12 protein-coding genes and 1 rRNA gene are annotated in these 11,011 nt (G+C 39.7%); 12 read left to right on the top strand and 1 reads right to left on the bottom strand.

What is annotated here, in order from left to right; all coding sequences use genetic code 11:
• The 11 genes from rrf to rsmI all read left to right on the top strand — a co-directional run.
• A 5S ribosomal RNA gene (rrf, locus tag RSX31_RS23395) occupies window positions 1-71 on the top strand; the annotation flags it as partial.
• A gap of 728 nt (window positions 72-799) precedes the next feature.
• Window positions 800-1,000 (top strand): sigma factor G inhibitor Gin, encoded by a 201-nt coding sequence (locus tag RSX31_RS22660; protein ID WP_262372023.1) that lies wholly within the window; start codon window positions 800-802, stop codon window positions 998-1,000.
• Between the two features lie 131 nt (window positions 1,001-1,131).
• Window positions 1,132-2,547 (top strand): aminotransferase class I/II-fold pyridoxal phosphate-dependent enzyme, encoded by a 1,416-nt coding sequence (locus RSX31_RS22655; protein WP_315636062.1) that lies wholly within the window; start codon window positions 1,132-1,134, stop codon window positions 2,545-2,547.
• 18 nt (window positions 2,548-2,565) lie between these two features.
• On the top strand, window positions 2,566-3,198 hold the full coding sequence (gene tmk / locus RSX31_RS22650) for a dTMP kinase (protein WP_148971331.1): 633 nt from the start codon (window positions 2,566-2,568) through the stop codon (window positions 3,196-3,198).
• A 144-nt stretch (window positions 3,199-3,342) separates the two neighbouring features.
• Window positions 3,343-3,672, top strand: a complete 330-nt coding sequence (locus tag RSX31_RS22645; protein ID WP_044340646.1) for a cyclic-di-AMP receptor — start codon at window positions 3,343-3,345, stop codon at window positions 3,670-3,672.
• A 15-nt stretch (window positions 3,673-3,687) separates the two neighbouring features.
• Entirely contained in the window at window positions 3,688-4,128 is a 441-nt protein-coding gene (locus RSX31_RS22640) for a YaaR family protein (RefSeq protein WP_315636061.1), read from the top strand.
• A 17-nt stretch (window positions 4,129-4,145) separates the two neighbouring features.
• Window positions 4,146-5,129, top strand: a complete 984-nt coding sequence (holB, locus tag RSX31_RS22635; protein WP_315636060.1) for a DNA polymerase III subunit delta' — start codon at window positions 4,146-4,148, stop codon at window positions 5,127-5,129.
• A 7-nt stretch (window positions 5,130-5,136) separates the two neighbouring features.
• Window positions 5,137-5,964, top strand: a complete 828-nt coding sequence (locus RSX31_RS22630; protein WP_315636059.1) for a PSP1 domain-containing protein — start codon at window positions 5,137-5,139, stop codon at window positions 5,962-5,964.
• Window positions 5,965-5,978: 14 nt separating this feature from the next.
• Entirely contained in the window at window positions 5,979-6,353 is a 375-nt protein-coding gene (yabA, locus tag RSX31_RS22625; protein ID WP_148971327.1) for a DNA replication initiation control protein YabA, read from the top strand.
• A gap of 144 nt (window positions 6,354-6,497) precedes the next feature.
• Window positions 6,498-7,253 carry a tRNA1(Val) (adenine(37)-N6)-methyltransferase gene (locus RSX31_RS22620; protein ID WP_315636058.1) on the top strand — a complete coding sequence of 252 codons (756 nt, stop codon included), beginning with the start codon at window positions 6,498-6,500 and terminating at the stop codon, window positions 7,251-7,253.
• Window positions 7,254-7,277: 24 nt separating this feature from the next.
• On the top strand, window positions 7,278-8,150 hold the full coding sequence (rsmI, locus tag RSX31_RS22615; RefSeq protein WP_315636057.1) for a 16S rRNA (cytidine(1402)-2'-O)-methyltransferase: 873 nt from the start codon (window positions 7,278-7,280) through the stop codon (window positions 8,148-8,150).
• A gap of 70 nt (window positions 8,151-8,220) precedes the next feature.
• Here the strand turns inward: rsmI and RSX31_RS22610 are convergent, their stop codons facing one another.
• Window positions 8,221-8,502: an AbrB/MazE/SpoVT family DNA-binding domain-containing protein gene (locus RSX31_RS22610; protein ID WP_044340639.1), complete on the bottom strand. Its 282-nt coding sequence runs from the start codon at window positions 8,500-8,502 to the stop codon at window positions 8,221-8,223.
• 486 nt (window positions 8,503-8,988) lie between these two features.
• Here RSX31_RS22610 and metG point away from each other — a divergent pair, with 486 nt between their 5' ends.
• Complete coding sequence (gene metG, locus RSX31_RS22605; protein ID WP_315636056.1) at window positions 8,989-10,947, top strand: methionine--tRNA ligase; 1,959 nt, start codon at window positions 8,989-8,991, stop codon at window positions 10,945-10,947.
• Window positions 10,948-11,011 lie beyond the last annotated feature (64 nt).

The raw sequence follows: 11,011 nt of genomic DNA, 5'->3' as shown, positions 1-11,011 counted from the left end.
CGGAAGTTAAGCTCTTCAGCGCCGATGGTAGTTGGGGGATCTCCCCCTGTGAGAGTAGGACGTCGCCAGGCAAATGTCAAAAAGAGTAGCTCTTAGGGGCTGCTCTTTTTGTTTATTCATCAGAAATGTTGGTGTACATTGAGTCCAGGCATTTATCTCTATACAGTTAATCTTAGATGAAGATCCGTTTATGGATGCAATTCTGAAAGAGTCTTGATGTGATAATATGGAAAAAGACGCATAAAATAAAAAAATGACGCAAAAAAGGATGAAAACGACGCATAAAATGAAAAATCACGCAATAAAGGTCTAAAAAGACGCATAAATTAAAATAACGACGCAATAATCACATATCAAGACAAATTAATACCTACACAAACGGTACCTAGCCCCGATAAAATAGGCAAACGTCCAAGTTTGGTCACATTTCCGCACAAAAACAACCTATTTATACGATTTTTCAAGCTTCATAGCTTTCTATCCGGACATACACACATACCAATTCCACTATCCAACCACATATAAAAAATAACTTTCCACATTCCAAAAATGATCATAACTAATCCATATCCCACCAATATATACTTTTCCTTTAAAATGACCTTAGCCACACTACTCCCCACCTGAATCTCACTTAATATCTTTTTTCCACAATCTTTTTTATAGAGACATACACAGACAGGGCGATTGTAACATAAGATAAATTACACTTGATTATTCTGTCAGTTTAAAAGTTTGAAATAATGTATACAATTGGTGGTTTTGAGGCAGAATAGGTTGTATGGAGGTGGAGAGCCCTATGTTAAATCCGGAGCGTAAGGCGGCTTTAGAAGAGTGTATCGTTTGTCACGTTGATAAGAAGGTTGGAATCCATCTATACACATCGTTTATCTGCACAGAATGTGAGAAAGAAATGGTTCAGACAGAAACAAATGATCCTTTGTATAAAACATTCGTTCAACGATTAAAAAAAGTGAATACTCCTCAAATCTATTCATAACCAGGAAATATAATTGGTTATGATTTTTTTTTGATATTAATAGGTAAAAAGTTTTCCTTGTTCCTTGGGGCATTGAACAGCGTGATTGTGATACGATATGAGTAGATATTTATTTTGAGGAGATTTAGAGTATGAAACAAGATCAGAGGAGAACCCCTCTTATTGAAGCGATAGAGAAGCATCTGTCAGCCAAGCCTATCTCTTTTCATGTGCCGGGTCATAAAAATGGTTTATTGATGGACGAACAACCATTTTATCAATCCGATGTTACAGAGTTAAGCGGATTGGATGATTTACATGATCCCCATGAGGCGATTCGTGAAGCGGAGGACTTGCTGTCGGATGTATATGGGACGTTGAAGAGTCATTTTTTAGTGAACGGAAGTACGGTTGGGAATATTGCTGCCATTCTTGCTTCATGCTCACCGGGAGATCTCATTTTCGTTCAAAGGAATTGTCATAAGTCTGTATTGAATGGAATCAAGCTTGCTAAGGCTGTGCCTATATTAATAGAAACAGAGTGGACCGACGAGGGTATCGCCCTTGGTATGCGTCTGGATGCTATGCAGGAAGCATTGAAGGTATATCCCTGTGTGAAGGCGTGTGTGCTCACTTATCCGACTTATTATGGGTTTACTTACAATATCGATAAAATAATCGAGGAATTACATAAACATGATGTAACGTGTATCGTTGATGAGGCACATGGTGCTCATTTTACATTGGGCAGCCCTTTTCCGGAGTCAGCAATTGAATGTGGTGCGGATATTGTCGTCCATTCGGCTCATAAGATGCTGCCGGCCATGACGATGGGGTCGTATTTACACATCACAAGCTTCAGAGTGAGTGATCGTAAGGTGAAAGAGTATTTAACTATGCTACAATCAAGTAGTCCATCGTATCCGATTATGGCATCCCTTGACTATGCCAGGTCCTATATCGGGACTTTTACACAAGAAGAAAGGGATCAAAACCTGAAAGAGATCAATAAGTTTGTACAAGCATTGGAGGGGGTTCATCCTCAACTCATTGTAAAGCGGACGGACGATCCACTAAAGCTTGTCATGAGACTGGAGGGAAGGTCAGGATATGCTCTTCAACAGTTATTGGAGTCAGAGGGAATTTACCCAGAGCTTGCTGACCCCGATTATGTATTACTGATCCTTCCGTTACTGAAGAAAGATCGTTCTTTTCCTTATAATGAAGCGATCGGCCGAGTATTTAAGGCTATAGGGAATGAACCGATTATAGAAAAGAGAACCGATCATGAACCAAATCGTTCAAATAGCCAAGAGTTTTTTACTACTTTGGCATTAAGCTTTGAGGAGATGGAAGAGAAAGTGGAAGCACTCATTGCCATTGACGAAGCAGAAGGAGAAATTTCAGCGGGAATGGTCACACCTTATCCTCCGGGAATTCCTCTGTTGATACCAGGAGAACGAATTACCTCTCACGCCATTGAACGTTTAACAGAGTATGTAAAGAATAAGGCAAACATTCAAGGTCATCACCGCTTAGATGAAAACCGTGTGTTTGTGTACCGATAAGCAAGTGGAGGGAAAGACATGTCAAAAGGATTGTTTATTACGGTTGAAGGTCCTGAGGGGGCCGGTAAATCAACGATATTAACAGAAATTTTTAACCGTTTATTACAGGACGGCCACGAAGTCATTCAGACGAGGGAGCCTGGAGGCATTTCCATCGCCGAACAGATTAGAGAAGTCATTTTAAATACTGGGAACACGGAAATGGATAAACGGACGGAAGCTCTTTTATATGCTGCTGCGCGACGACAGCATTTGGTTGAGAAAGTGATTCCCGCCCTTGAAGAAGGAAAGATAGTGATCTGTGATCGTTTTATTGATAGTTCCCTTGCTTATCAAGGGAATGCCCGTGGAATCGGTATGGAAGAGGTCATGAATATCAATCAATTTGCGATTGAAGATAAGATGCCGGATCTAACGTTATATTTTGATATCGACCCCGAAGAAGGGTTAAAGAGAATTGCGAAACATAATGGAAGAGAAGTGAACCGGTTAGATCTGGAATCGGTTGATTTCCATACGAGAGTCCGGGAAGGATATCAGAAGTTAATGAAACAATATCCTGATCGTATTCAAGTCATCGATGCCAGCCAGAGCAAAGAAGCTGTATTTGGTGATGCATATGGTATCGTGACCGATTACTTAAATAAGTAAGTTTAGTTAAAAGAAACAGGCGGACTTCTAAGCAAAAATTGGTGCTAAGAAGTCCGTCTCTTTTTTATATGAAACATGTATGTAGATCCTGTTCAATGATATAATAGAAGGAAGTAAATGGCTTTAAAACGGAGGAATTGATTAATGAAGGTAATTATGGCAGTTGTACAGGATAAAGATAGCAATCGTTTGTCTAATGCCCTGATGGAACATAATTTTCGTTCGACAAAATTAGCCAGTACAGGCGGTTTTTTAAAGTCCGGGAATACCACATTCATTATTGGTACAGAAGATATTCGTGTAGATAAAGCGTTACAGGTTATTAAAGAAAACTGTCAGTCACGGGATCAGATGGTAGCTCCTGTTTCTCCCATGGGTGGGAATGCAGATTCATATGTGCCTTACCCTGTTGAAGTAGCCGTTGGCGGGGCGACCGTATTCGTTCTTCCTGTAGAGCAATTCCATCAGTTTTAAAGTGAGGTTTAACTTATGAAAATTAACCAGGACCATCGGGTTTCCTTAGATAAAGTAACGAAAGAACAGAAATCTAATGGAACAGGTCAAGTTAAATTCGGGCAGCTTGTTCATAAGCACGATCAGAAAATGCAGATGGAACAGCTCAGTAAACTGCTCGTTACAATAGAAGATGCCGGTAGTCGTTTAGCCAAGTCAAGATCATTTAAAGATCTTGCTAAATATAAAACAGTGGTCAAAAAATTTGTGCGTGAGGCCGTAGATTTCGGGATGGATTTGAAGCAATCTCATACGTGGAATCAATATGGTGAAGGCAGAAAGCTCAATATAGTAGAGACCATCGACCAACAGCTTATTGAACTGACGGAAGATGTATTGGATAAAGAAAAGAAGTCCATTGATATATTAGGGAAAATCGGTGAAATAAAGGGATTGCTTATTAATCTTTATATGTAAGAGAGTGATGTTAAGACATGTTGTTTGAAGAGATACAACCATTTCAGCCAGTCGTCCTTCAGATGCTTCAGAATAGTATTTTGAAGGATCGTGTCGCTCATGCTTATTTATTCGAGGGTGAAAAAGGGACACGAAAGAAAGAAATGAGCATCCTGTTTGCAAAAGCATTGCTATGTGTGAACCGCGCAGATGGAAAGGCCTGTGAAAGCTGTTCCAACTGCAAAAGGATCAATCATGGGAATCACCCGGACCTGCATCTGGTAGAACCGGACGGTCTTTCGATCAAGAAGGATCAGATTAAAAGTTTGCAAGAAGAATTTTCGAAAACAGGTGTAGAATCCAAGAAGAAGATTTACATTATTGTTCATGGAGATAAGATGACAGCGAATGCGGCTAATAGCCTGCTTAAGTTTCTTGAAGAGCCGTTAGCTGATACAACAGCAATTCTGATCACAGAAAATATTCATCGCATATTACCTACTATTCTTTCACGGTGCCAGACGATTTCGTTCAAGCCGTTACCGAAAGAACAGTTGACGAAACAGTTATTGGAAGAGGGGATACCACCCCATTTTGCAACGCTGGCAGCCAATTTGACGAACCATTATGAGGAAGCTGTAGAAATATGTCAAAATGAGTGGTTTGCACAAGCAAGAATAATAGTGTTAAAATTATATGAAGTCCTCCAAAAAAGTCCCTTCCAAGCAATGGTCAAAATACAAGAGGATTTTGTACAGCACTTCAAAGAAAAAGATCAAGTCGATCGAGCATTAGATCTTTTACTTCTAATATATAAAGACTTACTTCATATCCAGTTAGGAAAAGAAGAACAGCTCGTGTACCCGGACCAAAAGGAAAACTGGAAATCAAACGCACTTCAAGTATCTACCAATCGTCTTTCTACTAATATGACGGCGATACTTGAAGCAAAACGCAAGTTAAACGCCAATATGAATTCGCAGCTGCTAGTAGAACAGCTTATGCTAAAACTGCAGGGGTGATGGTCCTTTGTACGATGTTGTAGGTGTACGCTTTAAAAAAGCGGGTAAAATCTATTATTTCGATCCGGGTGAATTGGATATTCAGAAAGATTCTTATGTAATCGTTGAAACCGTTCGCGGAGTCGAATTTGGAAAAGTAGTCGTAGAGAGAAAGCAAGTCGGAGAAAATGATGTAGTGCTTCCATTGAAAAAAGTGATTCGTATCGCTGATCAAAAGGATCGATTAATCGTAGATGAGAACAAAACATCTGCGACGGAAGCCTACAATGTATGTTGTGATAAAATTAATCAGCATCAATTAGATATGAAACTGGTAGATGTAGAGTATACATTTGATCGTAACAAAGTCATATTCTATTTTACGGCTGATGGACGAGTTGATTTCCGAGAGCTAGTAAAAGATCTAGCTTCCATTTTCCGTACGCGCATAGAACTTCGTCAGATTGGCGTTCGAGACGAAGCAAAAATGCTGGGTGGTATAGGTCCTTGTGGCCGCATGTTATGTTGTTCTACCTTTTTAGGTGATTTTGAGCCTGTATCCATCAAGATGGCGAAGGATCAAAATCTATCCCTTAATCCAACGAAGATTTCAGGTTTATGCGGACGTTTAATGTGCTGTCTGAAATACGAGAACGATGAGTATGAAACAGCGAAAGCGGAATTACCTGATATTGGAGAAGTGATTAAGACACCTCATGGAAAAGGTAAAGTGGTAGGTCTTAATATTCTGGAACGTATTCTTCAAGTGGAAATTAAAGAAGAAGAGCGGGTTCTGGAATTTACATTAGATGAAATCATGAACGTGGGTGCCGTATCATTCCAAGCCACAGAGTAACGGGGTGTAGTGTCGTGGATAAAAAAGAGTTCTTTGATTCAGTCAGTAATATGGAACAACAAATTGGTCATTTATATCATCAATTAGGTGAGCTCAAACAATGTCTAGCAGAAATGTTAGAAGAGAATAATTCTCTAAAGCTTGAAAATGAGCATTTGCGCCGCAGACTGGAACAAACAGAGAACTCACCAAAAAAGGTACAAACAAACAGCGATGCGGGTACAACGGGTGAGTCAGACTTAGAAGATAAAACACTGGATATAGGAGAAGGGTATGACAACCTTGCTCGATTATACCAGGAAGGATTTCATATTTGTAATATACATTTTGGAAGTCCACGGAAGGATGAAGATTGTTTATTCTGCCTCTCTTTCTTAAACAAGAAATAAGGAAAGAATAAATATCCCTGTTATCCTACACTCTATAGAATAGAATACAGACTAAAAAGGGCTGATCCATACAAAATGGGATTGGTCCTTTTTAGTGATTAAAATCGAAACAATATATAATAGAAGGAAAAGTGGAGGAAAGGCATGGTCGAGTTAAAAGAAGATGAACGTTTAGATTATTTATTGGCTGAAAATATGAGGATCATTCAAAGTCCATCTGTTTTCTCCTTTTCAACAGATGCTGTCCTATTGGCCCATTTCAGCTATTTACCGATTCACAAAGGGAAAGTGGTTGATCTATGTTCGGGTAACGGCATCATCCCCTTATTACTAAGTGCGAGAACCAACGTTGAAATTACGGGCGTGGAGATTCAGGAAAGATTATTTGATATGGCACAGAGAAGTGTTCAGTATAATGATCGTCAAAATCAAATATCCATGAAGCTGGGGGATGTGAAGGAGATCGATCAGCTCCTACATCATTCTCATTATGATGTCGTAACATGTAATCCTCCATACTTTAACACTCCACCCGGTGATAAAAGAAACGTAAATGAGCACTATGCGATCGCCCGTCATGAAATCCTTTGTTCCCTTGAGGATACCATCAAAGCTTCAAGCTATCTCCTGAAGCAAGGAGGAAAGGCTTCCTTCGTCCATCGTCCAGGTCGATTGATGGACATTCTATCGTTAATGAGGAAGCATCGTCTCGAGCCGAAACGATTGCGCTTTGTATATCCGAAGCCAGGAAGAGAAGCCAACACCATCTTAATAGAAGGAATAAAAGATGGGAAACCGGACCTAAAAATTCTTCCTCCCCTTTATGTGTACGATGAACAGAACAAATATTCACGGGAAGTATATGATATGCTGTTTGGAAAGAATGAAGATAAGGACTAAGGAAATGAGAAGGTGAGCTAATCAATGAATCAGCAAAAAAGCTTTCAAGATAGTGAAAAAGGAAGCTTGTATCTTGTCCCTACACCGATCGGGAATTTAGAGGATATGACGTTCCGCGCAATCCGCATGATGAAGGAAGCGGCAGTGATTGCTGCCGAAGATACAAGAAATACAAAAAAATTATGTAATTACTTTGAAATTGATACGCCTATCATCAGCTATCATGAGCACAATAAAGAAACGAGCGGACAGAAGCTGATTGAACGGATGGAAAGAGGCGAGCTCGTTGCCCTTGTAAGTGATGCAGGAATGCCATCCATTTCGGATCCGGGTTATGAACTGGTGAAAGAAGCAATCGAACACGAAATTGCTGTCATTCCATTGCCGGGGGCGAACGCTGCTCTTACGGCTTTGATCGCTTCAGGATTGGCTCCGCAGCCATTTTATTTCTATGGGTTTTTACATAGAGGGAAGAAAGATAAAAGAGCGGAACTGGATACACTTAAAAAGCTGGAAGATACATTCATCCTTTATGAATCACCACACAGACTAAAAGAAACATTAAAAGAGCTATATGGAGCTCTGGGAAATAGACAAATCGTGGTTTGTCGTGAGCTCACGAAGAAGTTCGAAGAATTCATCCGTGGATCACTGGATGAAGTAATGGAATGGGCAAACGATGGGGAAGTACGAGGCGAATTCTGCTTATTAATTGAGGGAGCGGGTCCACTGGAAAAAGAAGAGGAAGACGCCTGGTGGAGCAACTACTCGCTTCTGGACCATGTGCAGCATTACATGAACGAAAAAAACATGACCTCCAAAGAAGCCATCAAACAAGTCTCAAAAGAACGCTCCCTTCCAAAACGGGAAGTTTATCAAGCTTATCATGTTGAATAGGATAATGCCGAGATACAAATAAAAAAAGGCCTGAGTCTAGTCACTCAGGCCTTTGATATGTTAACATCAATTATTTTGTTTGTAGTGAATCCTGGATTTCTTTTAGTAATTGATCTGCACCTTCACGGCTAAGAACCAATTTACCGTTAGCAAGCTTGATGTTATCATCAGAAACTTCACCAGTGATTTGGCAAGTCATGCTTGGCTTATATTTCTTCAAGATGATTCTTTCGTCATCTACATAGATTTCTAAAGCATCTTTCTCAGCGATACCTAATGTACGACGTAATTCGATTGGGATAACGACACGACCTAATTCATCAACTTTTCTTACAATACCTGTAGACTTCATTTGAAAATCTCCTCCAAATAAATATTATTTATCTCTCTCTAGTTCGTCAATATTCGACAAATTTCTTTTGTTGTTTCTATCATACCAACGATTAGGTGTATCGTCAATAATTATATCTGTAAATTTTTAAGAAAAAATGGATGAAAAAGTGTTGTTTTAATAAGCTTTACGCTTTATTGTAAAAAAATGTATTACCAATTAAATATTATTGTAATGAAAGTAATAAGTGAAAGTAATGTCGAATTATCTTTATAAAATGCGTTTATTCGACAAAAATAGACAAAAAACCTCACTTGTTTCGACAATTTCAAGTTTCAACATTGTTTAGTTGCAGAAACCCTTTATTTTAGGTATATTTTGATGAGATAAGAGGTTAAGATGATAGGTAAGGCGCAGATAATGGATGTACATAACATTTATGCCACTATAAACCATACGGATGCCCCTATGGCTTTATGGGGGTAGAAAAAAGAGGAGGAACGGAAAGTGGAAGAAAAGTTGAACACCTTCTATATTACAACACCGATTTATTATCCAAGTGGAAATTTACATATTGGACATGCTTACACCACGGTAGCTGGTGATGCAATGGCCCGTTATAAGAGAATGCGTGGATTCGATGTCATGTACCTGACAGGAACGGACGAGCATGGACAGAAAATTCAACGTAAAGCTCAGGAACAAGGAATTACTCCTCAAGCATATGTAGACGGAATTGTTAGTGGAATTAAAGATTTATGGGGAAAACTGGACATTTCATATGATGACTTTATCCGTACGACAGAAAAGCGTCATAAGGATATTGTGGAAAAAATCTTCCATCAGCTTGTCGAACAAGGTGATATTTACTTGGACCAGTATGAAGGATGGTATTGTACACCATGTGAATCCTTCTTTACTGAGCGCCAATTAGAAAACGGAAACTGTCCTGATTGCGGCAGACCCGTTGAAAAAGTGAAGGAAGAATCGTACTTCTTCAAAATGAGCAAATACGCTGACCGCCTTCTTGCTTATTATGAAGAAAACCCAGAATTCATACAGCCTGAGTCCCGAAAGAATGAGATGGTGAATAACTTCATCAAACCTGGTTTAGAAGACTTGGCTGTTTCTAGAACAACGTTTGACTGGGGAGTGAAAGTACCGGGAGATCCCAAGCATGTCATTTACGTGTGGATCGATGCCCTTTCCAACTATATTACAGCTCTGGGATACGGCAGTGAGAAAGATACAAATTACTTAAAGTACTGGCCAGCGGATGTTCACCTGGTCGGAAAGGAAATCGTCCGATTCCATACGATTTATTGGCCGATCATGTTAATGGCTTTAGATCTTCCGCTTCCTAAGAAGGTTTTCGCTCATGGATGGCTTCTCATGAAAGACGGGAAAATGTCTAAATCAAAAGGCAATGTAGTCGATCCTGTTACCCTTATTGATCGTTACGGCCTTGATTCTCTTCGTTACTACCTTTTAAGAGAAGTGCCATTCGGTTCTGATGGAGTCTTTACGCCTGAAGGATTTGTTGAACGCATCAACTTCGACTTAGCGAATGACCTAGGGAACCTGTTAAATCGTACAGTGGCCATGATCAATAAGTATTTTGATGGAGTTATTCCAACCTATGTTGATTCTAACGGTGAATTCGATCAAGCCCTTCTGGGTATGAACAAAGAAACAGTGAATAAATATGAAGAAGCAATGGAAAACATGGAGTTTTCTGTAGCTTTGTCCAGTCTGTGGCAGTTAATCAGCCGCACGAATAAATATATTGATGAAACTCAGCCTTGGGCCCTTGCTAAAGACGAAAGCAAAAAAGAAGAGCTCGGCAGTGTGATGAGTCATTTAGCTGAATCATTACGAAGAGTCGCTGTTCTTTTACAACCGTTCCTAACAAGAACTCCTAAGAAAATATTTGAACAATTGAACCTTCATGATGAAAAAATGCACACATGGGAAAGCTTGGAAAGTTTCGGAGCTATTCCGGCAGGAACGGAAGTGGTGAAAAAAGGAGAACCGATTTTCCCGCGACTTGAACTTCAGGAAGAGGTAAACTTCATCAAAGAGAAAATGCAAGGGTCTGCTCCTGCTGTTGAAGAAAAGAAGGAGCCTGCTAAAGAAGAATCAGAGGAAATCGGAATCGATGATTTCATGAAAGTTGAGCTTCGAGTAGCGGAAGTCATTGGAGCTGAGCCCGTTAAAAAAGCGGATAAACTGCTAAAGCTGCAATTGGACCTTGGCTTTGAAAAACGCCAAGTTGTGTCAGGAATTGCTAAATTCTATCAGCCGGACGAACTGGTTGGAAAAAAAGTAATCTGTGTGACAAACTTGAAGCCGGTAAAACTGCGTGGAGAACTTTCACAAGGAATGATTCTTGCTGGTGAAGAAAATGGAACGCTGTCTCTTGCTTCCATCGATCAGTCTTTACCAAATGGAACAAAAGTGAAATAAGTAAGCTTTTTATGCTTTTGTCGATAAAGGGATGTTCCACGTGGAACATCCCTTTACTATATTA

Origin of the sequence: Rossellomorea yichunensis, assembly GCF_032337515.1 — a bacterium.
Taxonomy (GTDB): domain Bacteria; phylum Bacillota; class Bacilli; order Bacillales; family Bacillaceae_B; genus Rossellomorea; species Rossellomorea yichunensis.
The sequence above is the reverse complement of the archived record's forward strand: the minus strand, read 5'-3'. Positions and strand labels throughout refer to the sequence as shown.

Bases quoted from the DNA above. Each gene is read 5' to 3' on its own strand.
- holB (WP_315636060.1), top strand. From the start codon at position 4,146: ATGTTGTTTGAAGAGATACAACCATTTCAGCCAGTCGTCCTTCAGATG.
- RSX31_RS22640 (WP_315636061.1), top strand. From the start codon at position 3,688: ATGAAAATTAACCAGGACCATCGGGTTTCCTTAGATAAAGTAACGAAA.
- RSX31_RS22655 (WP_315636062.1), top strand. From the start codon at position 1,132: ATGAAACAAGATCAGAGGAGAACCCCTCTTATTGAAGCGATAGAGAAG.
- RSX31_RS22610 (WP_044340639.1), bottom strand. From the start codon at position 8,502: ATGAAGTCTACAGGTATTGTAAGAAAAGTTGATGAATTAGGTCGTGTC.
- RSX31_RS22620 (WP_315636058.1), top strand. From the start codon at position 6,498: ATGGTCGAGTTAAAAGAAGATGAACGTTTAGATTATTTATTGGCTGAA.
- RSX31_RS22645 (WP_044340646.1), top strand. From the start codon at position 3,343: ATGAAGGTAATTATGGCAGTTGTACAGGATAAAGATAGCAATCGTTTG.
- rsmI (WP_315636057.1), top strand. From the start codon at position 7,278: ATGAATCAGCAAAAAAGCTTTCAAGATAGTGAAAAAGGAAGCTTGTAT.
- RSX31_RS22660 (WP_262372023.1), top strand. From the start codon at position 800: ATGTTAAATCCGGAGCGTAAGGCGGCTTTAGAAGAGTGTATCGTTTGT.
- tmk (WP_148971331.1), top strand. From the start codon at position 2,566: ATGTCAAAAGGATTGTTTATTACGGTTGAAGGTCCTGAGGGGGCCGGT.